The sequence below is a fragment of the Allochromatium palmeri genome (assembly GCF_009720725.1).
Classification (GTDB): Bacteria; Pseudomonadota; Gammaproteobacteria; order Chromatiales; family Chromatiaceae; genus Thermochromatium; species Thermochromatium palmeri.
Genome location: NZ_WNKT01000012.1, coordinates 65,268 through 91,311 on the forward strand (window position 1 = coordinate 65,268; position 26,044 = coordinate 91,311).

Genomic DNA, 26,044 nt, shown 5'->3' on the forward strand with positions numbered 1-26,044 from the left:
CTCAGCGAGCCAGCTCCTGGACAGACAGCCGACATGATGCTCAACACCTCTCCCGAATACGCGGATCACTCCACGCTCGACGTGGAGGCGATCCGCGCCCAGTTCCCCATTCTGAACCCATCGAATCAGAACCAACCCCTGATCTATCTCGACAGCGCCGCCAGCACTCAGCAGCCCGCGCGCGTGATCGAAGCCGTGGCCGACTACCATCGCGGCCATCATGCCAACATCCATCGCGGCGCCTACCAGCTCTCGCGCACCGCGACCCGGATGTACGAAGAGGCACGCGAGCGGGTTGCCCGCTTCCTGAATGCCGCTGATCCGGTCGAGTGTCTGTTCACGCGCGGCGCGACCGAATCGATCAATCTGGTGGCGGCCACCTGGGGCCGGACCACGCTCCAGCCCGGCGATGAGATCCTGCTCTCGACCCTGGAGCATCATTCCAACATCGTGCCCTGGCAGATGGTCGCCGAGACCACGGGGGCGCGTATCCGCGTCATCCCGATCGACGACGCCGGTGATCTGGATCTGGAGGCCTGCCAGCGCCTGCTCTCGCCACGCACGCGGCTGGTGGCGGTCAATCAGGTCTCCAACGCGCTCGGCACCATCAACCCGGTCGCCGAGATCATCGCCGCCGCCCATGCTGTCGGGGCGCTGGTGCTGATCGATGGGGCGCAGTGGGTCGCGCACGGTCCGACGGACGTCCAGGCGCTCGATGCCGATTTCTATGTGTTCTCAGGGCACAAGCTCTATGGACCGACCGGAATCGGCGTGCTTTACGGCAAACGTCGGTTGCTGGAGTCCATGCCGCCCTATCAGGGCGGGGGCGATATGATCGAGCGCGTCACCTTCGAGCGCACCACCTATGCCGGACTGCCCAACAAGTTCGAGGCCGGCACGCCGCATATCTCGGGCGCGGTTGGGCTGGCATCGGCCATCGACTGGGTCGAGTCGATCGGACTGGCGGTGATCGGGGCGCATGAGCAGGTTCTACTGCATCAGGCCACTGAACGGCTGGCGCGGATTCCAGGGCTGGAGATCAAGGGCCGGGCGCGGCACAAGAGCGGTGTGATTTCCTGGGTGATGAGCGATCCGCCGATCGCCACGCTCGACATCGGCACCGCGCTCGATCTGCGCGGCCTCTGTATCCGTACCGGGCATCATTGCTGTCAGCCGCTCATGGATCGGCTCGGCGTGACCTCGACGGCGCGCGCCTCCTTCGGCGTCTACAACCGTCTGGACGAGATCGAGACATTAGCCGAGGCGCTGAGCGAGATCCGCGAGTCAGCGAGCCGTCAGCGACGTACAGCAACCGTTGGGGACAGTGTAAGCCTTGGCAGCGGGGAGGAAACAGAGCAGACCCCCAGCTATCCGACCGCCGTGGCCGATTCACCCCAAGCCGCCGCCGCCGAGATCGCCGAGGTCTTTGAACTGCTGCCCGACTGGCCGATGCGTCATCAGCACATCATCGACCTGGGCGACCAGTTGCCGCCCATGCCCGCATCGCTCAAGACCGAGGTCAATGCAGTACACGGCTGTCAGAGTCAGGTCCACATCGCCGCGCGTGTCCGGCCCGGCACGGCGGATGTCATCGAATTCCTGGCCGACAGCGACGCCAACATCGTGCGCGGCCTGATCGCGCTGCTCCAGCAGCTCTACTCGGGACAACAGGCGCGCGACATCCTGGCGTTCGATGTCGAAGCGTTCTTCAAGCAGGTCGGACTCGATCAGCATCTGAGTCTGACGCGGCGCAATGGGCTGGAAGCCATGGTGCGGCGTGTGCGTCAGTTAGCGGGGACGATCGCGGACTGATAGGGCGGGAAAGAGCGGTTTGAACCGCCAAGGCGCGAAGGATTTCGATACTTGGCTTCGCGCCTCGACGGTTTCGGTTTAGTAACCGCCCTTGCGCTTGACCGCCGGCAGTCCGGCGATCTTGGTGCCCTGCTTGGTGGGCGCCAGCGGGAAGAGCTGGTAGAGATCCTTACTGGTAGGCTTGCTGCCCCACATCTTGCCCATGTCCTTGAGCACCACGCGCTCCATCGGCTGGTTCTGGCCGTTGTTGATGTATTCGTCGCGCAGATAGTTGATCACGTCCCAGTGCTTGTCGGTCAGCTCGATGCCTTCGCCCTCCGCGATCTTGCGAGCGACATCCTCGTCCCAGTCGGCGTGGTTCTCCAGATACCCGGTATCAGTCGTAGCGATGGTGCGGCCTTTGACCTCGATGGCCATATCTTGCTCCTCTCTGTCATCAAGATTTCGTGTGGTTGGCTAGATAGCGGCGTTGCGTGCCGTTCTCAATTTATAACATTCGAATTTTATGATGCTAGCCTCGACTCGTCACCTGCTTTAGATCGCAAGCTCACGTCAAAACACTCAGGACGCACCCGTTTGCCAGGGATTGACGACTCGAACACCCGGTAGTGCGAAATCGTCCAGGTTGCGCGTAACCAGCGTCAGGCCATGTTCGAGGGCCGTTGCAGCCAGCAGGCTGTCGATGGCTGGAAGTGGGCGGCCTGCCTCGGCGCACAATCGCCCCCAGCGATCCGCCACGCGCACACCAACATCGAGAATACGACCAGAGAAATAACACGGGACTTCGCGCTCCAGCCAGGCGGAGAAGGAGTTCTTGCGCGCGCCTTCGGGCATGGCCGCGATCCCCTTGCGTAATTCACCCAACGTGAGTACGGACAGATAGAGCGAGGCCGCCGGCTGATCGGCGAACCAGCGCTCCACGTTGGCATTGGGTCGGCGCTTCTTCAGCTCCGAGAGCGCGTTGGTATCGATGAGGTAGTTCACAGCTCAATCTCGCGCGTCAGGCTGGAATCGCGCGTGAATTCGAGATCATCGGCGCCATACAACGGCGAACGGCGCATGAACGCCACCAATGACTCGCGCGGCTGGGTCAGGTGGTCGTAATCCTCGCGCGACAGCACCACGACGGCCGGCTCACCGCGCACGGTGATCTCTTGCGGTTCGTGTTCGAGCGCGAGGCGCACGACTTCACTCAGACGTGCCTTGGCATCTTGTAAGGCCCATTCACGCATCATACCCTCCTGTATCAAACTAGTCTGTCTGGTCAGGAGTATAGCCTGCGATGTCGTGATGCCGGTAGCCGATGTTTGTGGGGGCGGGCCTTATCGGGTCATTGCTGGGTGGCCGGCGGCTCGTGACAGGTCGTGCTGGCAAAGAGCTGGCGCGCATCGACCGGATCGAAGCGATAGAGCCGATTGCAGAACTCGCAAGTGACCTCGACGGCACCCTGTTCGTCGAGCAGGTTGTCGACATCGGATTCGCCGAGCAGCTTGATCATATCGGCGATGCGCGAGCGCGCGCAGCCGCAGCGAAAGGACACAGGCTCCGGCTCGAACAGGCGCACGGTTTCCTCGTGGAAAAGTCGGTGCAGCAGTGGTTCGGTCGACAGGCCCAGGAGTTCTTTGGACGTCAGGGTATCGGCGAGCAGGGTCACGCGATTCCAGTCCTCTTCGGTCGCATCGGCCTCGGGCAGGCGTTGCAGCAAAAGGCCTGAGGCGCGCGACGGACCCGCTGCCAGCCACAGTCGGGTCGGGATCTGCTCGGAATCGCTGAAATAGTGCTCGATGGCGTCGGTCAGGCGCGCGCCGGCCAGTGGGATCACGCCCTGATAGGGCTGACCTCGGCCCTGGTCGATGGTGAGCACCAGTTGTCCCTCACCGAACTGCTCGCTCAGCGAATCGGCGACCGGAACCTCGCCCTCCCAGCGTGCCAGACCGCGCACCGTGCGCGCGTGCGTGGCCTGGGCGACCAGGGTGCGGATGGGGCCGGAGGCTTGAATCTGGAGAATCAGTGAACCCTCGAACTTGATGGTCGCCGCCAGCAGCGAGGCCGCCGCCAGTGCTTCGCCCAACCGCGACGCCACAGGCTCGGGATAGGGATGCGCCTCCAGCACCGCACGCCAGCTCGCGTCCAGATGGAGCAAATTGCCGCGAATGCCGGCGTGTTCGAAGAGGAAGCGTGAGAGTGTGTCTGAGTCGTTCATTCAATGATTTTCGGTGCGTGTCGTTCAATGCGTTGAATGCGTGCAGTCTGTTCCGTCGATCATTGCCGTTGTCGCTCAATCGAGCGTCGACAGGAATTCATCGACCGCCGGTTGCAGCGCACGCTCGCCGGCCAGCACCGCCGGCTCGAAATCGCGACGCCACAGCGGCATCAGCGGTCGGGCGCGTTTCCATTCCTCGAACAGGATGCGCGCTAGCGGCCCGCCGTGCTCGACGAAGCCGAGATCGTCGAAGTCGCGCGCGGCCTGTTGGCGGTCATAGGCGAAGCGCACGATCTCCCAGTTCCAGGCACCGTGCTCGAAGGTCAGCAACGCGAAGCTCCCGCGCGGATCGCCATCGAAGGGCGAACCGACCGAGCCGACATTGAGGATGGGCAGCCCGTCGAGCACGCGCTCCAGCGGGCGATGGGTGTGGGCGGTGACGAAGAGCGCCAGATCGGTCGGCAGTGTGCCGCGCAGTTCCTCGTCCGTTGAGCGGGCGCCGATGCCGTGACGATTGCTGACCATGGTGCCGTGTGTGACATGCACCCAGGAATCGTCGGCACCGGCGTTGAAACAGAGATGATCCGGCCAGTCGACGAGCGCATCGAGCCGGGGCTGGACCTGCCGATAGGTCCAGTCGGCGAACAGGCGCATTTCGGCTTCCAGCGCGTCGCCCGGCGGCTCGCGTCCGCAGCGTAGGATCCAGGTCTCGTGATTGCCGTTGACCGGCAGCCAGCCGCGCGTGCGCCTCAGTGCGTCGAAGCGTTCCAGACAAGCCAGACTGCTGGGGCCGCGATTGATGAGATCCCCGGCCATGACCACCAGATCCGGCCCCCAGTCGAGGATGCGCGCGATGGCCTCATCCATGGCCGGCAGATTGCCCTGAACATCGGAGAAGATGGCGACCTTCATGGGCGCTCTGCCGCAGGCGCGTCGAGCTGGCGGCGCACCGAGTCGAGCTTGCCGGTCAGGCGTCCGCGCGTTCCAGGGCGGATGTCGAACTTGGCGATCACATAGACACGCTCGGCGCCGAATCCCTCCAGGATGGCGTTGGCGCGCTCGATGATGGCTAGTGCTTCGGGCAGGGTGTCGGTTTCGACCTGGGTGCCCATGGACGAGAGCTGATGCTCGAAGCCGCTGTCGCGGATCATGGCGATCACAGGCGCGACGAACCGGCTGAGACTGCTCCCCTGATCAGTCGGGAAGATGGTGAGATCGAGGATCACGGACATGGGTTCGCCGCCTCTGCTGGGCGAACGCCTGTGCGGTCGGCGTTCGACGGTCGATGTCTTGGCGGGCGGATCAAGCCGCTTCTTCTATGGCCGAATCCTCGGCAAACAGGGCGAGAATGCGGTGGGCGCGCTCGATCTCGGCCAGTACGTCCGGATCGGAATTCCTTTGCGCGAAACGTGACAGCGTCTCGACGTACCGCTCCCAAGCGGCTTGACCGGCTGAGTATTCAGGTGCATCAATCAACATCATGTTCGAACCCTCACAATAGAAGCCACCAACTGTTCGACAATCCGAGACGCTAACTCGGACTCCTGCCGCATGAAATTCGCCTTCGGTGCGGAAAGCTCGAAGCGATAGCCGATGATCCCCGCTCGTTGCAGCGCCATATTGACGATATGCGCCTCCACGCCGGAGAGCGAAGCTCCGCGCCGCTGCGCCTCACGAACAGCCTTGAACATCGCCGAGTCGACAGCGCTCAAAACGGCCTCGAACCGGCTCATGTTCTCGCCTGGCTGCGCGGCAAACCAGGAACCATCATGGCCATCCGCCACGATTTCGGCAATCCCTTTCTTGGAGAGTTGCGATACATCTCGTAGCGACAGAGAAACGCTGTCCGGGTGGTTGTGGTGCAGAACGAATCTGCGTGGGCGCTCCGAAAGCGCAGCGACCCAATCATTGGGGATCTGCACGCGATCACGATAGCTCCCGCTGACGGGTTGACCGAATCTCCGACCGGCCACAGCGTCAAACATGACCAAGTGCTCCAGGCCATCCTGTAGTCCTTGCCCAACCACCCAGATGCGAGCATCGCCATCCAGCTTGGCGCGGTTTTCAGACCACGATGACACAGCCTTCCCCGATGGCTGTGTTCCCTTTCCCCAGGCGGGGGAAGGGAACGTCCAGGCTGTGAATCACCCAGGCTCAGGCCGCGAGCTTGCGCAGTACGTACTGAAGGATACCGCCGTGACGGTAGTAATCCACCTCGTTCGGCGTATCGATACGCACCCGCGCCTGGAAGGTCTTCACCGACCCATCGGCACCAGTCGCACGGACTTCGACCTGCTTGGCCTCGCCGCCGTTCAGACCGACGATGTCGAAGGTCTCGGTGCCGGTCAGGCCGAGCGCAGCGGCATTGTCACCCGCCATGAACTGAAGCGGCAGGATGCCCATGCCGACCAGATTGGAGCGGTGGATACGCTCATAGCTTTCGGCGATGACGGCGCGGATGCCGAGCAGACGCGGCCCCTTGGCCGCCCAGTCGCGCGAGGAACCCGAGCCGTATTCCTTACCGGCGATGACGATGGCGGGCGTACCCTCGGCCTGATACTGCATGGCCGCGTCATAGATCGACATCTGTTCCTGGCTGGGCTGATGCAGGGTCACGCCGCCTTCGGTGCCCGGCGCCATCAGGTTACGGAGCCGGATGTTGGCGAAGGTGCCGCGCATCATGACCTCGTGGTTGCCGCGCCGCGAGCCGAGACTGTTGAAGTCCTTCGGGTCCACACCATGCTCGATCAGATACTTGCCGGCCGGCGAGTTGGGCTTGATCGAACCGGCGGGCGAGATGTGGTCGGTGGTGATGGAGTCACCGAGCACGGCCAGGCAGCGTGCGCCGCTGATGTCTTCGACCGGGGCGACCTCCAGACTCATACCCTTGAAATAGGGCGGTTCCTGGATATAGGTCGAATCGGCCGGCCAGTCATAGGTCTGGGTGGCCACGGCGTCAAGCGACTGCCAGCGCGTGTCTCCGGCGAACACATCGGCATAGGCGGCCGTAAACTCAGCGGGCGTGACGAACTCGGCGATGGCGGCTTTGACCTCGTCCTGAGTCGGCCAGATGTCCTTGAGATAGACCGGGTTGCCCTTGGCATCCGTGGTCAGCGGGTCGTTGTAGGGATCGATGTCGATGCGACCGGCGATGGCATAGGCCACGACCAGCGGCGGGCTGGCCAGATAGTTCATGCGCACCTCGGCATGGACCCGGCCCTCGAAGTTGCGGTTGCCCGACAGGATCGAGACCGCGCACAGCTCATTGTCGGCGATGGCCTTGGAGACCGGCTCGGGCAGCGGGCCGGTGTTGCCGATACAGACCGTGCAGCCATAGCCGACGTTGTGGAAGCCGAGCGTCTTGAGCGGCTCGGTCAGTCCGGCGCGGTCGAGATAGCGGGTGACGGCCATCGAGCCGGGACCGAAGGCGGTCTTGACCCAGGGCGCGCGCTTCAGCCCCAGCTCGACCGCTTTTTTGGCCACCAGTCCCGCGCCGATCAGCACGCTCGGGTTCGAGGTATTGGTACAGGAGGTGATGGCCGCGACCACGATCGAGCCGTCCGAGATCTCGACCTCCTGGCCGTCGATCAGCGCCTTGGCTGGCCCCTTGGTCGGCAGATTGCGTTCGGCCTTGAGCGCGGCGAGCGCCTTGGGGAAGTGGCTCGCCATATCGGTCAGCGCGACGCGATCCTGCGGACGCTTCGGTCCGGCGAGCGAGGGCACCACGTCGCCCAGATCCAGCTCCAGGGTCTCGGAATACGCGGCCTCGGGCGCATCGGCTGTGTGCCATACGCCCTGCGCCTTGCAGTAGGCTTCGACCAGCGCGATCTGATGCTCGTCGCGTCCGGTCAGACGCAGATAGTCGAGCGTGACCTGATCGATGGGGAACAGTCCGCAGGTCGCGCCATACTCAGGCCCCATGTTGGCGATGGTGTTGCGCTCGCCCATCGGCAGGCTGGCGATCGCCGGGCCGTAGAACTCGACGAACTTGCCGACCACGCCATGCTTGCGCAGTTGCTCGACGATGGTCAGCACCAGATCGGTCGCGGTCACGCCTTCCTTCAGAGTGCCGGTGAGTTTGAAGCCCACGACCTTGGGCACCAGCATCGACACCGGCTGACCGAGCATCGACGCCTCGGCCTCGATGCCGCCCACGCCCCAGCCAAGCACACCGATGCCATTGACCATGGTCGTATGCGAGTCGGTGCCGACACAGGTATCGAAATAGGCCTGGGTTTTGCCGTCGAGCAACTTGGGGAAGACCACGCGCGCCAGATACTCGACATTGACCTGATGCACGATGCCGGTGTCGGGCGGCACGACCTTGAAGCCGTCGAACGCCTGCTGGCCCCATTTCAGGAACTTGTAGCGCTCCTGATTGCGCTGGAACTCAAGCTCCGCGTTGAGGGCGAAGGCGCCATCCGAGCCGAAGTGATCGACCTGCACCGAATGGTCGATGACCAGCTCGGCGGGCTGGAGCGGGTTGATTTTGGTCGGATCGCCGCCGAGCACGCGCATGGCATCGCGCATCGCCGCCAGATCCACCACCGCCGGCACGCCGGTGAAGTCCTGCATCAGCACGCGCGCCGGGCGGTACTGGATCTCCTTGTCCGGCTCGGCCTGGGGGTTCCACTGGCTGAAGTACTCGATGTCCTTGCGCGTGACGGTCACGCCGTCCTCGTTACGCAGCAGGTTCTCCAGCAGGATCTTGATCGAGAACGGCAGGCGCGCGCTGTTGGGCACGGCGTCGAGCTTGAAGATCTCGTACTCCTGGCCGGCGACGTTCAGGGTGGACTTGGCGTTGAAGCTATTGGGCATCGAGGGCTCCGGTGGTATGGAACGGTTCTTTATCGTTTGGAGTACTCGATTCTAGCGTCCGGTGGTCGGATATTCCATATGCTGCACTGCAACGAAATCGACATGATCGCGACGCGCTCAGGGCTCGATGGCCGACGCCGGCGTCTCTGTGGCCAGAAAATCGCGCAGTGACTCAATGGCGGCACTCAGCGCGGCCAGACACTGTGCATGGAGGTCGTCGATCCGGTTCGCGTCCGCCCCTTGGGTCAGTGCATGCTCGAGTGCCTCGGCCGTTGCCGCGACCTCGACGGCGCCGACATTGCCGGCGGCACCCTTCAGGGTGTGGGCCAAGCGTTGCAGACAGCTCGTCTCGTTCTCGGCACGCGCGGCGGCGAACTCGGCCGGCCAGTCCGCAAAGTCGTGCATGAATCCACGCAGGATCCGGGTCAGCAAGGGGTCATCGCAATCCAGGCGGCGCCGGGTCGCGGCCAGATCGAAGCCCGCAAGCCGGATCTCCGGCGTTGTCGGCGCCGCGACCGATGACGCAGTCGTGATGGACTCGGTTTCCGCCGCCGGCGGTGTCGGGGCGGCGGTGTCGGGGCGCGCCGGCAGCCAGCGCAGCAGAGTGATGAGCAGTTGCTGTGGATCGATGGGCTTGCTGACATAGTCGTTCATGCCCGCGTCGAGCACACGCTGACGGTCTTCCGGAAAGGCCGCGGCGGTCATGGCGATGATCGGCCGTTCCCGGCCCCAGTCGGTGGCGCGGATGGCCGCAGTGGCTTCGAGTCCGTCCATTACCGGCATCTGCAGATCCATGAGGATCAGCTCGGCCTCATGCTCGGCGAGCCACTCCAAGGCTTCGCGGCCATTGTTGGCCACGCTCACCCGCAGTCCCATCTTGCGCAGTATCGCTTGCGCGATCTCCTGGTTGGTCGGGTTGTCTTCCACCAGCAGCAACTCGGCGCCCCGGATCCGCGCGGCGTGCGCCTGGAGATCGACGGCGATGGCATCGAAGAGCGGTGAGGAGGCGACTGGCTTGCTCAAGACGGCATCCGGCAGTGCCGACCCGCCGGCATCTGCGACCGCGAGCGGCAGCTCGAACCAGAAGGTTGCTCCCTCGCCCTCACGGCTTTCGACGCCGATCGTTCCTCCCATCAGTTCGACGAGACCTTTGCAGATGCTCAGCCCGAGACCCGTGCCGCCGAAGCGGCGCGTGGTGGAGACGTCGGCCTGGGTGAAGGGCTGGAACAGCCGCGCCGCCTGCTCGGAACTCAGGCCGATCCCGGTGTCACGCACCTCGAAGCGCAGCCGGCGCCGCGTGTCTTCGTCGCCGAAGGCCCGCACGGCGATCACCACGCTCCCGCGCGCGGTGAACTTGATGGCGTTGCCGATCAGGTTGTTGAGGATTTGGCTCAATCGCAGCGGATCGCCGCAATAGCGTCCAGCAAGTGTCGCGGGAGCGTCGATGATCATCTCCAGACCTTTCTCGGCTGCGGCGATATCGAACAGCTCGACGCATTCGCGCAGCACCCGTTCGAGCTGGAACGGCGTCGACTCCAGTTCCACCTTGCCGGCATCGATCTTGGAGAAGTCGAGAATATCGTTGATGATGTCCAGCAGTGCTCGCGCCGAGTTCTTGATCTTTTGCACCAGGGCGCGCTGCTCGTGAGCGAGCGGGGTGTCGAGCAGCATGTCGAGAAAACCGAGTACCGCGTTCATCGGCGTGCGCACTTCGTGGCTCATGTTGGCGAGGAAGGCGCTCTTGGCCTCGCTGGCAGCGCGCGCCTCGGCGGCTTCGAGACGCGCCATGGCTTCGTGGGCCTCGATCTCGCGAAGCTGACTGCGCTGCAGGGCGCGAGCGGACCCGAAGACGATCGCCAGCAGGCCGAGCAGCAAACCGCCATAGCGCAGCCAGATCGCCTGGAGCTCGGCGCTGTATTCACTCAGCGGCACATGCCTGACCACTTTCCAGAACTCGCGGCCATCGGCGGTGCTCGAGGTGCTGTCCAGCCATGCCGGCGTACCGGGCGCGAACAGGCGCGCGCCCCGATCGCCGGCCATCACCAAGGCGGGTATCAGGGTATCGAAGCTCCAGAGGCCGTCTGCCGTCTCGAACTGTCCGCTTCGATCCTGGACGATGCGCGCCCAGGCCGCCGGATAGCGCTGCGCCAGCGTGAGATCCGGTCGCGCGAACATGAACCCCCATTCGTCGGCCGCGTTGGTAGCGCGGAGCCAATAGCCGTCCCGATTGAGTAGCCAGATGTCGGATCTGTGCAGATTAACCAGGGCTTCGAGCAGATTCAGGGCCAGATAGTTGACGATGACGATGCCATGACTGTTGCCGTCGCGATCGAACAGACGCTTGGCCAGACGCAGCATCGGCTTGCGCGGCTGTTCGATGACGCCGTGCTCGATGTTCAAATCCAGCGGCGAGACATAGATGTCGCCGGCCGGCAGCCGCATGGCGTCGGTGAAGTAGTAGCGATCGGCTTTGTTCTGTAGCTCCGTGTCCAGTACGGCTACCGGGCCGTTCGGCGACTGATTGACGCGGATACGCTCCCAACCGTGCTTATCGATCCAGCGGATCTGGTCGTATTGCGGCTTGGCCGAGACGAAGAGACGCCAATCGCCAGACACACTGTCGAGCCGTGGGGCACTCGTGTCTTCGATCGCGTCGGCCAATGCGCGGCTTTGCGCCAGATAGCGCAGGTCGCGGCTGACCTCGATCAGCATCCGTTCCAGAATGACGGCGTTGAGCGCAACCGCCTGCTCGCTTTCGAAGGCGAACTGGGTCTGGAGCTGTTGGGTGGCGGCTCGGGTCGCGAGGGCGATGCCGACGACTACGGCCAGGCTGGCGGTCGCCAGCCAGATGATCTGCGAGGTGCGTAGCGCGAGCGGCCTCATTCGATCCGCTCGCGATCCGAATCCAAGCAGGAGGTGCCTTGGATATAACGGCGCGCGTCGTCCAGGATCGGTCGGTTCCAAAACAGCAGTTGCCAGCGCGAGCCGCCGACCTGACGCCACAGCCGCGCCGAGCGCACGGCGGCGAGCAGCAGCGCGCGGAGGCGGTTCTGGTGGTCGGGGTTGCGCAGATGCAGCGGATCGCCGTGGATCAGGATACGCGGCTGCAGATGACTGAGCGTCTGGCTGTAGAGTTCGGCGAAATGGGCCAGCAGGTTCAGATGAAGCAGGTCGAAATGGGCGCGCTTGGCCTCGGCCTCGCGGATACCGTCTCCGAGGATCGCGAGTAGATCGGGGCGCCTGGCCAGTTCGCGTTCGAGCTTGATGACCTGGACCACATAGCGGGTCATCTCCAGGTCGCGCTCGGGCTGCCCGGTCAACTGAGCGACGAGCTGGCGCGCGCCATTGGCCAGTGCGCCCGGCTCGCCAAAAACCAATTCGACGTTTTCGGCATCGACCTGGAACAGACTATGGATACAGGGCTGCATACTCTCAGAGTCGGCCGAACCCTGACGGGCGATGCGGGTGACACAGTTGACGGCCTGATAGATGCCAGCTAGGGCGATGACTCGCTCTAGGTTGGTATGGGGCATGGGTTTAGATCTCGGTATTCGTGGGCGTTTGATCGATCGCGTTCAGCCAGAGTGGCACCAGGGCTGCCGGCTAAAGAAGCCCTTGGCAGAGACCGTCCTGACAGTGGATCAGAAAACTGTCGCTGCCCTGACAGGGAACTCTATGCACTTCACCATCCTGACGCGACTCGATCAACTGGGCTCCACCCGCTGAGACCTGACAACCACGCTGGCGGGCATATTGTTCGGCATTGGCTGACCAGAGTACGCGCGCGCCGGTCGTGGCTGTCGACGGCAGTGACATCATGTTCTCCCGCGCGGCTACCTGTGTGTTGACCGCCGGGGCCGGGGCAGGCGAGGGGCCTTTCCACTCGGGCGCTGGTCGAGCATAGGTTGGAATCGGAATGCCGGAGCCAGTGTTGGCCTGGGGCAGGGGGCTTTGCACGCTGGTCCCGGTGCTCACGCGCGGCGCGGTCGAGGGCGTACTCATGCTCATGCTCGTGCTTGCCGCCGCTGGCGCAATTGGCGTTGGCGGTTTGGCTTGAGCCGTCTCGGCGTCATCGGCGAACTCGACCGCATCTGCGACGGTCGTGGGGGCGGTTTCCGGCGTGGATGGCTCCTCCCAGGCACTTTTCCAACCTTCAGGCGGTGGCGCCGCGCGCGCCAGACGCTCGCGATCACGCATCCAGCGTTCACGCAACGACTCGAGCGACTGCATGAGCGGGTCGCGGAACTGCTCGGTGTAGTCGAGGCGCGCCGCCGGACGTCCATCATAGGGCGGAGTGACGACCTCGGCCAGAGTGGCAACCTCCAGACCGCCGCCATCGTCCTTGAGCAGGGTCGTGACTTCGAGCATCGATCCAGGCGCGGTGACCATGCCAGGCGTGGCCAGCGCCAGGATCGAGGCATCCGCCGGACGCTCGACGACCAGACGATCGTTGGTCGAATCGGTGAGCCTGACCGTCCAGCCACGACTGCGTGCCGCGCCCAGGGCCAGCGATCTGACCTCGTCCATGGTAGCGCCCGGCAGCATCAGATGCGGCAGAAGCGCCGTATCGATCGGCGGACCGCTCGACGGCATCGATCCATCGGACGCGGTTTTCGGGCCGCTCGCGCAGGCCGAAAGCAACAGGGACGCAATCGCTATACAGCAGGCAATGACCTTCAAGCGCGGGTTCACTTCGAGCCTCATCAATTTTCGACCGGTGCCGGTCTGGATACTGTTTGGGAGGATGTGTCGGGAGGTCTTGGGGGATGGCCAAGGTCACGGCCTCGAACCCGGTGAAATATATAATGGTCGGCGACGAAGTTACAATGGCTTTAAGCGCGCCGATCGAGCGCCGTCTGTCGATAGTGCTCCGTATTTGGAGCCGGTGTGGTTATCATGGGCGATATGTCATTCTATCGAGTGAGCCGGGAAGTCTTCTTGTGCAGGCCCTGATCAAGTTTTTCGTCGAACTCTGTCTGCTGCGCCGTCCGCCGCAGGATCTGCCAGCCTCTGAGATGCTTCTGGGGGTGGTGCTGCTCGCCGATCTGGTGATTGGTGTGCTGGTCGGGATTACGGCCGGACTCTCCTGGCTGACGAGCCTGCTTCAAGGTCTCGCTGAGATCCTGCTGATGCTGATGGCACTCTATGCGGCACTGACACAGCTCAAGCGGCGCCCGCGTTTTCTGCAAACGGCCACGGCCTTGCTCGGCAGCGGCGCGATGCTCGGTCTGGTGGCCATTCCGCCGCTCAGCCTCAATCCGACCGGCAGCCAGGAGAGCGATCTGGCCGCGCTCGGCGCCTTCCTGCTGCTGGGCCTGGTGATCTGGGGCATCCTGGTCACGGGCCATATCCTGAGACACGCCTTCTCCATCACGCTCGGTCAGGGTTCGGCGATCGCTGTGGCCTTCCAGATCGTGGCTGTCACCCTGGTGAGCAGCCTTTTCAGCGGTGTCTGACACCTCGACGCTGCGGACACTCCAGCTTACCGGCCTTTTCGGAACCCACTCATGCATCTACACATCCTTGGAATCTGCGGCACCTTCATGGGTGGAATCGCACTGCTGGCGCGTGCACTGGGTCATCGGGTCACGGGGTCGGACGCCAATGTCTATCCGCCCATGAGCACCCAACTGGAAGCGGCCGGGATCGAACTCATGCAGGGCTATGAGGCCGCACATCTCGATCCGCCGCCCGATGTGGTGGTGGTCGGCAATGCCATGAAGCGCGGCATCCCGTCCGTCGAGGCCATGCTCGACCGCGACATGCGCTATTGCTCCGGCCCCGAGTGGCTGCGCGAGAACCTGTTGCGCGAGCGCTGGGTGCTGGCCGTGGCCGGCACGCACGGCAAGACGACCACGGCCAGTATGCTGGCCTGGGTGCTGGAGGATGCCGGACTCGATCCTGGATTCCTGATCGGTGGCGTGCCGCACGATTTCGGCGTCTCAGCGCGTTTAGGGTCAGCGCCCTTCTTCGTCGTCGAAGCGGATGAATACGACACGGCCTTTTTCGACAAGCGCTCCAAGTTCGTCCATTACGGCCCGCGCACGCTCATCCTCAATAATCTGGAGTTCGATCATGCCGACATCTTCGAGGATCTGGGGCAGATCCAGCGTCAGTTTCATCATCTGGTGCGTACCGTTCCGGGCAGCGGGCTGATCGTGCATCCGGCCGGGGTACCGGCGGTGGATACGGTCATCGGTCTCGGCTGCTGGACGCCGCGTGAGACCTTCGGTGCCGAGGGCGATTGGCGCGCCGAGCTGATCGAGCCGGACGGTTCGCGCTTTCGGGTCTGGCTGCACGACGTCGAGGCTGGTGTCGTCGATTGGGGACAGAGTGGACTGCACAATGTCCAGAACGCGCTCGCGGTCCTGGCCGCGGCGCGTCATGCCGGCGTTCCGGTCGGCGTGGCCATCGAATCGCTCGGACGCTTCCAGGGCGTGAAGCGCCGTCTGGAATTGCGCGGCGAGGTGGAGGGTATCTGTGTCTTCGACGACTTCGCCCATCATCCGACCGCCATCGCCACCACGCTCGACGGCCTGCGTCGCCGGGTCGGAGAGCAGCGGATTCTGGCGGTGCTGGAGCCACGTTCCAACACCATGCGTCTGGGCACGCACAATGCCGAGCTGGCGGCCTCGCTGGAGACGGCTGATCAGGTCTATCTTCATGCGCCGCCGGATCTGGGCTGGGACGCGGCCGCCGTGCTCGCCGGTTTGGGCGAACGGCTGGCAGTACAGACGGCCATCGAGCCGCTCGTCGAGCAGGTAGTGGCTGACAGTCAACCGGGCGATCAGATCCTGGTCATGAGCAACGGTGGTTTTGGCGGTATCCATCAACGACTTCTGGATGCACTGCGTGTCAAATACAGCCGCTGAGTCGATCGAAGATCGCCGACCGGACTGGGACTGGCCACGGACGATCACGGTCGCGCTCACAGGGGCGTCTGGTGCGCACTATGGTCTGCGCCTGATCGAATGCCTGATCCGCTCCGGGATCCGGGTCTATCTGCTGATCTCGCAGGCCGCCCAGGTAGTCGTCAAGATGGAGACCGGGCTGGAGCTGCCGGCGCGCGCCAACGAGGCCGAAGTCTTCCTGAGCGAACGTTTCCAGGCCGCGCCGGGTCAGCTCCGGGTGTTCGGGCGTCAGGAGTGGACCGCGCCCGTGGCCAGCGGCAGTCATCCGGCCGAGGCCATGGTGGTCTGTCCCTGTACGGCGGGGACGCTGGGCCGCCTGGCCGCCGGGCTGTCGAGTTGCTTGATCGAGCGCGCGGCGGATGTCTCGCTCAAGGAGCGCCGTCCGCTGATTCTGGTCGTGCGCGAGACGCCATTCTCGACCATTCATCTGGAGAACATGCTGCGTCTGGCTCAGGCGGGCGCGACCATCATGCCGGCCAATCCGGGGTTCTACGACAATCCGCGCCGGATCGAGGATATCGTCGATTTCATGGTCGCCCGCGTCCTGGACCATCTCGGTGTCTCACACAGACTCGTCAAACGCTGGGGCGATTGAAATCGATTTGGATGGTTGACAATCATCTCAGTACATAAGAAACTGTTGATGTACTGAAGCTCTCGGCTCCAGTACACTCCTCCATCCTCCTTTGGTGGTAATTTTTTGAGCGCGACCCTGGGTCGCGCTTTTTTTATGGGCGGGATTCGGGTCATCGACCGATGAGTCGCCCGCCTACTTGGCGCAGTCGCGCCAGGAGCGCCTCGCGGCCTCGGGCCTCGAAACGGCGTGCCAGTCCAGTGAGCGGCTGGAATTGCAACGTGACCGCGACCAGCAGCGCGGACTCATCCCGATCGATCCAGCCGGCACTCAGCGCCGCAGCCAAACGCTGGTACGTCAGTTCAGCCAGCAGCGGCAGACTCGACTCCAGCGTCCGATGTCCTTCGACGAAGGCCTCCAGCTCAAGTCGCCAGTCAGTCACAGCCGTTGGTGACGTCAGCTCCGCCACATCCGTGTCCGGCGGGGGCAGGGCGGCGATGATCGTCGCCGCAATCACGGAGTCGAGTGCTCGCAATGGACCCGCCAACCAGACCGGCAGACTGGAGGCCAGACGTCTGAGGGCCTTTTCAAGCAACCGCGCGCCCTGCTCCGAGATGGCCCGAAGCACCACAGCCGCGTGTTCACCGCTGGCGGCATTGCGGCTGACGCCGATCTGAGCCGGCACGAAACCACAGGCACACCAGAACTCCAGCAGCTCGGTCGTGGCCCCAAAGCTGGCGCCCAGGAGATCGATTCGTTCGATGCGGGCCGCGCGTTCGAGTTCGGCCAGCAGACGCTGCCCCAGCCCCTGTCCGGTCACGGCCGGGTGCACGACGATGCGGATCACGCGCCAATAGCGATGGAGCGGGGCATCCATCAAACCCGCATGCGCCGAAAGCGTTTGTGGCAACAGATGGCCGCGCGGTCGGCGTTGGCCGCGAAAGATGGCGGCACGCAGCGCCGGATCGAGCATCCCGCCTTCCTCGGCAACGAGCAGGGTGCCGACCAGATGTCCGGCTTGGCGCAGTACCAGCACGCGCACATTGGGTCCATCGAGCAGCATCCGCAGATCCAGCGGACGGGTCTGATAATGAGCGAGCACCAGCAGGCCGAAGAGTTCGCGCAGTGTCGCCTCGTCGCCGAGTAGGGCATCGCGATCGAGCCACTCGGCGCTTGGGTCGACTGGATCGACAGCGGCGCCGGCCAGGATGGCCTCGCGTGGCGCCGGCGCCGCATCGAGCAGAAGCGCACGAAAGACCAGAGGTTCGAGCGGATCGTCGTCCGCCCAGCGGATGGGCGTGTCCAGGCTGATGGCGCGCCAGTTGGGCGTCAGGCGCTCCAGGGTGTCGCGGAAACAAATCTCGAATCCGCGTCCGGTGCCCTCGTAGCCATGCACGGTGCTGGCAAAGACGATGCGGCCATAGCGTTCCAGCAGCGCCGTCAACACGGGGGCCGGGATGCCGGCCGCCTCGTCGACCAGGAGCAGATCGGCCTCGGGGCCATGTTCGAGCAGTTCGGCGGGGGAGTGGAAGGCGAGCGACTGGAGTCCGGTCGCGGCGTCACAGGTGTTGCTGGGGCTGGCGCTGTACGCGGCCTCGATCCAGACCGCCTCGGCATGACGGTAGAGCGTCTCGACGGCCGCACGCCTTGGTGCGGTCACCAGCAGACGCCGTCCGCCTTCGACCAGGAGACGTCCGGCAGCCAGGCCGAGCGCCGCGCTTTTGCCGCGTCCGCGATGCGCAGTCAGGACCAGCGGGCGTCGTGCACGTCCATGCGCCGTCTTGAGGATGGCATCAACAGCCAGAGCCTGATCGGGTGTGGAGGGACGAGACAGGTCATGGGATGAGGCCGCCTCCAGGGGGCTGATCTCAGTTAGACAGGTGTCCTCAACCGACCCGATCATCGACTCCAGATGGTCCTGGTCGATGCGCACGACAGTCGGGTCCGATTCCAGCACGCTGATGAGACGCGCGATGAAGCCTCGGCTCAATTCTGTGGCCGCGAATGGCCAGACCGCGATCCGCTCGGCCTGCGGATCAGGCCGGCACGCCCACTCGGCCACGGGCGGCGTCAGCAGAACCAGAAGTCCGCCGCCTCGAATCGCCCCCGTGGCCGCCCCGAAGCCATCGGGGTCGAATCCGCTATGTACGTCGAGGATCAAGAGCTCCAGATCCTGACCCAGCAGACGTGTCGCCGTGCGTAGCGGTCGGCTCGGTTCGGCGAGGATCGGGCGCTCGGCGAGACAGACCCGATCGAGTTCGGGCAGGGCCGCGACGACCCGGCGTGCGCCAGCCGCCGTCCACTCAGGCGATCCGCGCAGCCAGAGTGTCAAACGATGACCACGCGCCTGCGCCGACTCGCGCTGGACACGAAACCACTGAGCTGCGGGCAATCCGCCCAGGCAGGCTGGTCCGGTACCCTGCTCGGTCTCCATTAAGATCCTGTCTGACATCGTCGGCGTTGGCCTCTCGATTGAACCCGAAGCCACAAAAAAGGGGCCAATGGCCCCTTGAAGTCAAGATCCAGGGATCTTGCGCTCTCGTGCTTAGCCGAAGGTATCGTGCACGATGTTGTTGTACCAGCTATAGGCGTACTGCACCTCGCGCTCCAGCACCCAATCCGGCGCATCGACCGGCGTGACGCCGCCCGAATCCGGTACCGACTCGATGGCCGAACCATCGGCGGCCGGTCGATAGATGGCCGCGACCGAGATCCCATAGGTCGGCGCCAGGATCGAGTAACAGGTGTTGATATAGGACGGCGTGCCCGGCTCCTCGCCCTTGAGCAGCGCCACCACGGCGGCGGCGGCGACCTTGCCCTGGCTGTTGGCCGAATAGCCCGACTTGGGCATGGCGGCGGCGATACAGGCGTCGCCGATCACATGGATGCCGGCGTGGATTTTGGACTCAAAGGTTTTGATGTCGATCGGACACCAGCCGGCGTCATTGGTCAGTCCGGCGATCTGCGCGATCTTACCCGCGCGCTGTGGCGGGATGAGGTTGATGACATCGGCCTTGAACTCGTCGCCAAAAAAGGTCTCGACCATCATCTCGCTGCCATCGACCTTGACCACGGCCGCGTCCGGCCCCGGATGCCATTCGATCAGGGCGTTCTCGGTGCCGAAACCATAGAGCCGCTCCCAACCCTTGGTGAACTGAGGCTGCTTGGAGAATTTCTGGCTGCTGTCGAGGATGATGACCTTCGACTTGGGCTTGTGGGCCTTCAGATAATGGGCGACCTGGCTGGCGCGCTCATAGGGTCCGGGCGGACAGCGGAAGGGCGCGGCCGGGGGCGCGATGATCACGGTGCCACCATCCTTCATGTCCTCAAGCTGCTTGCGCAGGATGGCTGTCTGCTCGCCGGCTTTCCAGGCGTGCGGCAACGTGGAGGCTGCTTCCTCGCTGTAGCCCTCAATCTTGTCGTAGATCAGCTCGATGCCTGGGGCGACCACGCAGCGGTCGTAGCCGAATTCGGCCCCACCGGCGGTCTTGACCAGCTTCTTGTCGGGATCGATGCCGGTGGCACTGTCGTGCACCACCTGGATGCCATGCGCCCGGAGTCCATCGTAGCCCTGCTTGATCGATTCGAGCTGACGATCGCCGCCGATGACTTCGTTGCTCAGATAGCAGGTGTAGTAATCCTTGTTCGGCTCGATCAGCGTGACCTCGATGCCGGGGTCGGCGAGCTTGATGTACTTGGCCGCCGTCGCGCCGCCCGTACCGCCGCCGACCACGACTACCTTACGTCCGGCACCGAAGGCGATGTGCGGGAAACCCAGGATACCGACCGCCGCCGCGGCAGCGCCCGAGGTCTTGATGAAATCGCGTCTGTTCAACGTCATGTCCGTCTCCCCCGATTATTGCTGGCTGGCGTAGAAGGCAAAGAGTGCGTCGAGTCCTTCATCACCCTCGGCCTTGAGCAATTCCCTGAGCTTGCTCGCCATCTTCTTTTCCATCGGCCGGCGCTCCTCGCGGAAGTCCGACATGGTGTACTGGAGATAGGGCGTCCACTGACCGGCGAGGATGTGATAGTCCTCCTCGTCGGCGAGCGGCTTGCCGCCTTCGACATGGCACTTCTCGCAGTACTTGTCGTGCAGCTTGGCGCCCTTGTCGGCGAGTGCCGTGTCGAAGGACTGCTCGGCCGGCCGATAGGTCTGCTGCTTGAAGTAGCCGGCCATCTTCTCGAACTCCGAGGTCGAGTAGCCCTTGGCGATGCGGCCCATGATGGTCGAGGCGATCTCGCCGTTCTTGAAGCCTTCCATCACCTCGACGAAGACGATCGGGTCCATCTCGGCGATCGAGGGCGAGGCCGGGCCGACACTGTTGCCGTGGGTACCGTGGCAGCCGGCGCAGTTGTTAGCCAGCATCTCGGCGTTGGGTTCGGCGCTGACGTTGGACGCGAGTCCAAGGGCCAGCACACTGGCCGCGAGCGTGAATCTCGTGGTGCCTGGGGTCATGGTGTTGCTCCTCTCCTTCTTGGTTTGATGCAGTAATCCAACCGTTTTTGTTATGAGGTTATGGGTTGAATGCGGGATGTCGTACAAACCTGTCAGGCACCCGTGCGAGCGCGGGTTGCCTCCAGGTCGATCCGGTTCAAGGCGTTTTAGAAGCCTCTGCTGTCAGGCGCGCCATGGCCTGTTGATGGCCCAGTTGGACGGCGATGTCGGCGGCCGTCCGTCCAGCGTTGTCCTTGAGATCCGTCCGGGCGCTGGCCGCGATGAGCCGCTCGATGAGTTCGGCATGATCGGTGGCGACCGCTTCCATCAGGGCCGTCGTGCCTTCCTGGTCTTGTCGATTCGGATCGGCGCCCATGGCGAGCAGGCGTTCGACCATCTCGACATGACCGTGTCCAACGGCCAGGATGAGCGCGGTCGAGCCGAGCGCATCGACCGCGTCGAGCCGGGCGCCGAGTCCGGCGAGCGTCTCGACGACGCCGACATGCCCCTGATCGGCGGCGATGAGCAGCGCCGTGGCGCCCTCCGTGTCGCGTGCCTCCAGATCCGCACCGCCCTGGACCAGCAGGGGCAGCACGGCGGTCTCACCTTTCGAGGCGGCCTGCATCAGGGCGGTTCGCCCCTCACGATCTGCGGCCTTGGGGTCGGCGCCCTTGAACAGCAGCTGCTCGACCATGTCGGCGATGCCATGACGCGAGGCGATCATGAGCGCGTCCCAGCCGGAGCGAGTGCGATCATGGACATGGGCGCCGCGCTCCAGGAGTAGGGCACTGATGCCGATGTGTCCGGACTCGGCGGCGAAAGTCAGGGGCGTGCAGCCGGCGACGGTGCGGGCATTGACGTCGGCGCCACGGCTCAGGAGCAGGGCGACGGTCTCCAGGTCATCGCCCTCGACGGCGAACATGAGCGCGGTCTTGCCGAACTGATTTGGTGCGTCGACATGCGCGCCCTGGTCGAGCAGTTGGGTGGCGGTCTCGGTGTCGCCGATCATGGCGTTCAGCCGCAGCTCGGTCTCAAGATCTGTCTCAGCGGCCCAGACGACTGGAGCGGCCAGGAACAGCGCGAAGGCGAGCAGCGGAGCGCGAAGACGGAATGTGCGATGTGGGTCCATGGCGGCCTCTTGGCGTGCGCGGCGTCTCCCGGATCAGGAGGCGTCGTCCGGCTCGGTTGGCTCGTGATGGGCCACGCCCTTGTGGCAGTCGATACAGGTCTGGCCCTTGTCCTCGGCGGCTGAGTGACGGCTACGCGCCGAGCGGGTCTGCTCGGAGAGATCCATGCTGTCGAAGGCGTGGCAGGTGCGGCACTCGCGCGAATCATTCGCTTCCATACGCTTCCAGACCATGTTGGCGAGATGCCAGCGCCGGGCCTCGAACTTTTCGGGTGTGTCGATGGTGCCCATGACTTCGTGATAGACGTCCTTGGCGGCCACGATCTTGGTGAAGAGCTTGGGGCCGAGTGCCTTGGGCACATGACAGTCGGCACAGGTGGCCTGGACGCCCGAGGTGTTTTTGTAGTGAAGCGACGCCTTGTACTCCTCGAAATTGGTCTGCATCGTGTGACACGAGGTGCAGAATTCGAGTGTATTGGTGGTCTTGATGCCGAAGTCGATCGCCCAGACGAAGACGATGCCTCCGACGAACATCAACCCCAGTGCGAGTAGTGAAAAGCGCTTGACCGAAGAAGCCTCGGGCTTCGACATGCAGACATCCTCCAACGGCTGGCGGCTTTGAATAACGCCGCTCTGATCGACCGCTCGGAGCCGGCGGGTGGCTCATCGAACGGCGCGTTGATTGACAATTGTCATGGATCTTAAAGCAAAGCCGGTCGGAATGTATAGTGTTCGATTGAGCGCACGTGGCCATCGAGGCGTGGCCTCGTGCGCGGGGAGAGAGGGATCAGGTGCTTGCCAGACGCCTGATGCCGCGTTCGCGGGCGAAGTCGAGCATGCGCTGGATGGAGACGACGGCGCGTGCGCGGATGGCCGGCTCGACGTGGATCTCCTGATCGCCGGTCAGGAGCACCTGTTCGAGATTCTGGAGCGCGTTCATCGCCATCCAGGGGCAGTGGGCGCAGCTCTCGCAGGTTGCGCCCTCGCCGGCGGTCGGGGCGGGGATGAGGATCTTGTCCGGGGCGATCTGGCGCATCTTCCAGAAGATGCCGGCATCGGTGGCGACGATGAACTCGCGGTTCGGCAGTTCAACGACTGCGCGGATCAGTTGGGTGGTCGAGCCGACCACGTCGGCCTGATCGACCACGTCATCGGGCGCTTCGGGATGCACCAGCACCGCTGCGTCCGGATGCAGCCGGCGCACGCGCTCCAGGGCGAAGGATTTGAACTCTTCGTGCACCACACAGGCGCCGTTCCAGAGCAGCATCTCGGCCCCGGTCACGCGCTCGACATAGTGCCCGAGATGTTTGTCGGGCGCCCAGAGGATCTTCTCGCCGCGCGCGGCCAGATGCTCGACCACGGGCAGGGCGATGCTGGAGGTGACCATCCAGTCGGCGCGTGCCTTGACCGCCGCGCTGGTGTTGGCATAGACGACGACGGTGTGATCCGGATGGGCGTCACAGAAGGCCGTGAACTCGTCGGTCGGACAGCCCTCATCGAGCGAGCAGGTCGCCCGCAGATCCGGCATCAGCACCCGCTTCTCGGGATTGAGGATCTTGGCCGTCTCGCCCATGAAGCGCACACCGCAGACGACCAGGGTCTCGGCCTTGGTCTCAGTGCCGAAACGCGCCATCTCCAGCGAGTCGGCGACCGTGCCGCCCGTCTCCTCGGCGAGCGACTGAAGCTCGGGGTCGGTGTAGTAATGGGCGACCAGGACGGCGTTGCGGTCCTTGAGCAATTGGCGGATGCGTGACTTGAGCGCGGCCGTCTCCGTGTCGCTCAACTCAGGCCACTGCGGATGCGGCGGGACGGCGATCGAACGGATTGGAAGCTCCACGGGCGAGGGATTGGCCATATGCGTGCTCCGCCCTCAGTCCTTGGGCAAGCGGTTGGGGTTGGTGAACCGCTCGTTCAGGGTCTGGATATAGCTCTCGCAGCTCTGCAAGACCTCGTCGAGCTCGTTGCGCGTCTTGCGGCCCCAGCCGAATGGACGTCCGAGGATCATGGGTCGCCAGAAGCGAGTATTGCGTTTGAACGCGGCGACGACATGGCCGGGCGGTGTGCTCTTCTCGACCCGCTTGTGCAGCCAGGGCAGCAGACTGAGCGCGGTCAGATGGCGCACGGCAAAATGGGTCAGGATGACCAGTGCCAGCAGGACGCCTTCCAGGCTTGCCGGACCCCAGGGGATGGTCTTGACCAGTTCCAGCCATTCGGCGCGATAGCTCATGCCCTGCCAGTGCTGGGACTGGAGGCTCCAGGCCATGAAGGCGCCGACGCCCCCGAGCAGCAGCAGGATATCCGTGACCAGGGTACGCCGGCGCCAGCGGCGCATGGCTTCCTGGAGCAGGGGTACCGAGTCGCGCGTGAAGTCGGTCGCGCTCTTGCGCAGCGCGGCGATGATGCGATAGGCGCGCTCGACCTCGACATGCTCCATGCGCCGATAGATATCGTTGAGATCCTCGTCGCGTTTCTTTTCGAAGCGTTTGCGCCGGTGCTCGTCGGGGATGTGGATCGCGACTTCGGGGCAATAGATGGTGTAGAAGCGTCCAGCCGTCAGGCCCGCCTCGCCGATCGAGCGCAGCCAGGCGGCGACTACATCCTCGGGGTTGTCCTCGCCGGCGGCTGAGTCGAGCTGATTGAGGATGTAGAGGAACTTGCCCGAGTCGGCGCGCTTGATGGTGTCTGAGACCAGATGCCTGAGTGTGTCGCGCATGGCGCCCGGTTCGGGATGGCGGGCGTCGAAAAACACCAGCACCAGATCCGAGAGGTCGATCATGTGATCGGTGATGCGCAGCACGCCGGTACGCTGGGCGTCGGCGTCGAATCCGGGCGAGTCGATGATGATCTTGCCGCGCAGTCGCTCGCTGTTGCAGGTCTTGAGCTGGAGATAGGTGTCGATACGGCTGCCCTCGCCACCGGCGACCTCCTCGATGGCGTGCGACATGCGGAAAAAGGGGAAGCGCGGGTCGGAGTCGAGCGCCACGCCGGGCAGGGTATGGCTGACGTTCTCTGGGCTGTAGACGACGACCGTGAAGCGATCGTCGACGGCCTGGTTGCCCGAGCGCTGGAGCTTGTGGCCCAGGTAATAGTTGATGAAGGTCGACTTGCCGGCCGAGAAGGTGCCCAGGATCGAGATCAGCGGCCACCAGGGGATCTGGGTGGCGAAGGACTGATTCGGCTCCATCAGACCCATGCGATAGGCCACGCGGTCGAGCACCCGGAAGCTTTTGACCGCGCTCAGGAGTACGGGGTTTTCCTGCTCCAGATGGGATTCGAGCTCAGACAGACGTTGCTGCAGGGCGTCGGCCGTTGACGTCATCGGGGGATTCCTCGGTTACTGTAAATTGAGTTGAGCGGGCGCGGATGTCGCGATGAGTTGGCAGGGGCGGGGGCTTGGGTGCCACGGAAAATAGGGCGAAATATTACACCTAACATAGGGTTGAAGGTAGCCGTGCGGCTCCTTCGTCCTCCAGCCCGATGTCGCCCTGTAAAACGCCTGACGCTAAACTCCCGCTCTCATCGCCATTCAGAGTCCAGCCATCCCGATGCTCCCGCAGCAACCGCTCGCCCCCACGTCCATGTTGCGTCCCGTGTGATCATGTGCCGCGAAGGAGCTATAACAAGGGCGTCTGGAGATGCTGGACTTGAAGCACTTGGCCGAGGAGGTCGCGGAGATGGGGAAATCGGAGCAGCATCAGTTAGCGAATCGCTTGGCTGTGCTCATCGGGCACTTGACACCGGTCTCGATCCTGATCTTTTCCCCAAAGCGGGCGATGCGATATGCTTGAACGCCGATCTGGCCCCAGGAGTTGAGCGCCCATGCACTTTCCCTATGGTCTGAGCGATTTTGGCAAATTGCGCGAGCAGGGGTATTGGTATCTTGATCGCACGGATCGGATTCCCATGCTGGAAGCCGCCGGCGATCAACTGATTTTCCTGCGCCCGCGCCGCTTCGGCAAAAGCTTGCTGCTCTCCATTTGGACTTTGGACAAAGTATCTTACCAGCTGGCAAAAATCGTTCGCTCACATACAGTTGGAGTAGACAAGTCCTCTGCAGAGGAGAGCGAACGATGACCACTTGCATGTTGAAAGATAGCCTGGAATCGCTCCAGCGTTTCCGCCAACGCCTCTACGAGCACCTTGGCGCGCGCCGTGACGCCAGCCT

General features: G+C 63.9%; 24 protein-coding genes and 1 pseudogene. 7 read left to right on the top strand and 18 right to left on the bottom strand.

Annotation, left to right across the window (positions count from 1 at the left end; genetic code table 11):
• Positions 1–36 precede the first annotated feature (36 nt).
• On the top strand, positions 37–1,812 hold the full coding sequence (locus tag GJ668_RS07915; protein WP_155449608.1) for a SufS family cysteine desulfurase: 1,776 nt from the start codon (positions 37–39) through the stop codon (positions 1,810–1,812).
• A gap of 78 nt (positions 1,813–1,890) precedes the next feature.
• Here the strand turns inward: GJ668_RS07915 and GJ668_RS07920 are convergent, their stop codons facing one another.
• From GJ668_RS07920 to GJ668_RS07945, 6 genes are all read right to left on the bottom strand, one after another.
• On the bottom strand, positions 1,891–2,229 hold the full coding sequence (locus GJ668_RS07920) for a TusE/DsrC/DsvC family sulfur relay protein (RefSeq protein ID WP_155449609.1): 339 nt from the start codon (positions 2,227–2,229) through the stop codon (positions 1,891–1,893).
• Between the two features lie 144 nt (positions 2,230–2,373).
• Positions 2,374–2,796, bottom strand: coding sequence for a PIN domain-containing protein (locus GJ668_RS07925; protein ID WP_186342966.1), 423 nt, complete (start codon positions 2,794–2,796; stop codon positions 2,374–2,376).
• Complete coding sequence (locus GJ668_RS07930; protein ID WP_155449610.1) at positions 2,793–3,044, bottom strand: type II toxin-antitoxin system Phd/YefM family antitoxin; 252 nt, start codon at positions 3,042–3,044, stop codon at positions 2,793–2,795. Before GJ668_RS07930 ends, GJ668_RS07925 begins: the two co-directional genes overlap by 4 nt.
• 98 nt (positions 3,045–3,142) lie before the next feature.
• Positions 3,143–4,015 (bottom strand): Hsp33 family molecular chaperone HslO, encoded by an 873-nt coding sequence (gene hslO, locus GJ668_RS07935; RefSeq protein WP_155449611.1) that lies wholly within the window; start codon positions 4,013–4,015, stop codon positions 3,143–3,145.
• A 75-nt stretch (positions 4,016–4,090) separates the two neighbouring features.
• Positions 4,091–4,927, bottom strand: coding sequence for a metallophosphoesterase family protein (locus tag GJ668_RS07940; RefSeq protein WP_155449612.1), 837 nt, complete (start codon positions 4,925–4,927; stop codon positions 4,091–4,093).
• On the bottom strand, positions 4,924–5,247 hold the full coding sequence (locus GJ668_RS07945; RefSeq protein ID WP_155449613.1) for a thiamine-binding protein: 324 nt from the start codon (positions 5,245–5,247) through the stop codon (positions 4,924–4,926). The genes GJ668_RS07940 and GJ668_RS07945 overlap by 4 nt, the downstream gene beginning before the upstream one ends.
• On the opposite strand from GJ668_RS07945, the gene GJ668_RS20105 reads away from it, so the two are divergent.
• A complete protein-coding gene (locus tag GJ668_RS20105; protein ID WP_186342967.1) occupies positions 5,246–5,428 on the top strand; it encodes a hypothetical protein in 183 nt (60 codons plus the stop codon). The genes GJ668_RS07945 and GJ668_RS20105 overlap by 2 nt on opposite strands.
• A gap of 65 nt (positions 5,429–5,493) precedes the next feature.
• Here the strand turns inward: GJ668_RS20105 and GJ668_RS07955 are convergent, their stop codons facing one another.
• The 5 genes from GJ668_RS07955 to GJ668_RS07975 all read right to left on the bottom strand — a co-directional run bounded on the left by GJ668_RS07955 (position 5,494) and on the right by GJ668_RS07975 (position 13,426).
• Positions 5,494–6,000: a hypothetical protein gene (locus GJ668_RS07955; protein ID WP_155449615.1), complete on the bottom strand. Its 507-nt coding sequence runs from the start codon at positions 5,998–6,000 to the stop codon at positions 5,494–5,496.
• 169 nt (positions 6,001–6,169) lie between these two features.
• On the bottom strand, positions 6,170–8,833 hold the full coding sequence (acnA, locus tag GJ668_RS07960; protein WP_155449616.1) for an aconitate hydratase AcnA: 2,664 nt from the start codon (positions 8,831–8,833) through the stop codon (positions 6,170–6,172).
• Between the two features lie 117 nt (positions 8,834–8,950).
• On the bottom strand, positions 8,951–11,716 hold the full coding sequence (locus GJ668_RS07965) for a hybrid sensor histidine kinase/response regulator (protein WP_155449617.1): 2,766 nt from the start codon (positions 11,714–11,716) through the stop codon (positions 8,951–8,953).
• Positions 11,713–12,366, bottom strand: a complete 654-nt coding sequence (gene hflD, locus GJ668_RS07970; protein WP_155449618.1) for a high frequency lysogenization protein HflD — start codon at positions 12,364–12,366, stop codon at positions 11,713–11,715. Before hflD ends, GJ668_RS07965 begins: the two co-directional genes overlap by 4 nt.
• 70 nt (positions 12,367–12,436) lie before the next feature.
• The gene (locus GJ668_RS07975; protein WP_155449619.1) at positions 12,437–13,426 is read right to left on the bottom strand and encodes a hypothetical protein; all 990 of its coding nucleotides are present in this window, start codon (positions 13,424–13,426) and stop codon (positions 12,437–12,439) included.
• 347 nt (positions 13,427–13,773) lie between these two features.
• On the opposite strand from GJ668_RS07975, the gene GJ668_RS07980 reads away from it, so the two are divergent.
• Genes GJ668_RS07980 through GJ668_RS07990 form a run of 3 tightly spaced genes read left to right on the top strand, consistent with a single transcriptional unit; the run spans position 13,774 to position 16,339 of the window.
• On the top strand, positions 13,774–14,289 hold the full coding sequence (locus tag GJ668_RS07980; RefSeq protein ID WP_186342968.1) for a hypothetical protein: 516 nt from the start codon (positions 13,774–13,776) through the stop codon (positions 14,287–14,289).
• Between the two features lie 51 nt (positions 14,290–14,340).
• Positions 14,341–15,705 carry a UDP-N-acetylmuramate:L-alanyl-gamma-D-glutamyl-meso-diaminopimelate ligase gene (gene mpl, locus GJ668_RS07985; protein WP_155449620.1) on the top strand — a complete coding sequence of 455 codons (1,365 nt, stop codon included), beginning with the start codon at positions 14,341–14,343 and terminating at the stop codon, positions 15,703–15,705.
• Entirely contained in the window at positions 15,686–16,339 is a 654-nt protein-coding gene (locus GJ668_RS07990; RefSeq protein ID WP_343032191.1) for a flavin prenyltransferase UbiX, read from the top strand. The genes mpl and GJ668_RS07990 overlap by 20 nt, the downstream gene beginning before the upstream one ends.
• 151 nt (positions 16,340–16,490) lie before the next feature.
• Here the strand turns inward: GJ668_RS07990 and GJ668_RS07995 are convergent, their stop codons facing one another.
• The 7 genes from GJ668_RS07995 to GJ668_RS08025 all read right to left on the bottom strand — a co-directional run bounded on the left by GJ668_RS07995 (position 16,491) and on the right by GJ668_RS08025 (position 25,198).
• The gene (locus GJ668_RS07995; RefSeq protein ID WP_155449640.1) at positions 16,491–18,752 is read right to left on the bottom strand and encodes a tRNA(Met) cytidine acetyltransferase TmcA; all 2,262 of its coding nucleotides are present in this window, start codon (positions 18,750–18,752) and stop codon (positions 16,491–16,493) included.
• Between the two features lie 111 nt (positions 18,753–18,863).
• A complete protein-coding gene (gene fccB / locus GJ668_RS08000) occupies positions 18,864–20,159 on the bottom strand; it encodes a sulfide-cytochrome-c reductase (protein ID WP_155449622.1) in 1,296 nt (431 codons plus the stop codon).
• Positions 20,160–20,174: 15 nt separating this feature from the next.
• Entirely contained in the window at positions 20,175–20,774 is a 600-nt protein-coding gene (locus GJ668_RS08005; RefSeq protein ID WP_155449623.1) for a c-type cytochrome, read from the bottom strand.
• Between the two features lie 136 nt (positions 20,775–20,910).
• Positions 20,911–21,882, bottom strand: a complete 972-nt coding sequence (locus GJ668_RS08010; RefSeq protein WP_155449624.1) for an ankyrin repeat domain-containing protein — start codon at positions 21,880–21,882, stop codon at positions 20,911–20,913.
• Between the two features lie 33 nt (positions 21,883–21,915).
• Positions 21,916–22,470, bottom strand: a complete 555-nt coding sequence (locus tag GJ668_RS08015; RefSeq protein WP_155449625.1) for a NapC/NirT family cytochrome c — start codon at positions 22,468–22,470, stop codon at positions 21,916–21,918.
• 196 nt (positions 22,471–22,666) lie between these two features.
• Positions 22,667–23,734, bottom strand: a complete 1,068-nt coding sequence (gene nadA, locus GJ668_RS08020; protein WP_155449626.1) for a quinolinate synthase NadA — start codon at positions 23,732–23,734, stop codon at positions 22,667–22,669.
• A 15-nt stretch (positions 23,735–23,749) separates the two neighbouring features.
• The gene (locus tag GJ668_RS08025; protein ID WP_155449627.1) at positions 23,750–25,198 is read right to left on the bottom strand and encodes a dynamin family protein; all 1,449 of its coding nucleotides are present in this window, start codon (positions 25,196–25,198) and stop codon (positions 23,750–23,752) included.
• 310 nt (positions 25,199–25,508) lie between these two features.
• Between GJ668_RS08025 and GJ668_RS08030 the strand changes: the two genes are divergently transcribed.
• Together GJ668_RS08030 and GJ668_RS08035 are read left to right on the top strand one after the other, a co-directional pair.
• On the top strand, positions 25,509–25,667 hold the full coding sequence (locus GJ668_RS08030) for a DUF29 family protein (protein WP_425482480.1): 159 nt from the start codon (positions 25,509–25,511) through the stop codon (positions 25,665–25,667).
• A 31-nt stretch (positions 25,668–25,698) separates the two neighbouring features.
• Positions 25,699–25,857: pseudogene (locus GJ668_RS08035) on the top strand (AAA family ATPase); the annotation flags it as partial.
• Positions 25,858–26,044 lie beyond the last annotated feature (187 nt).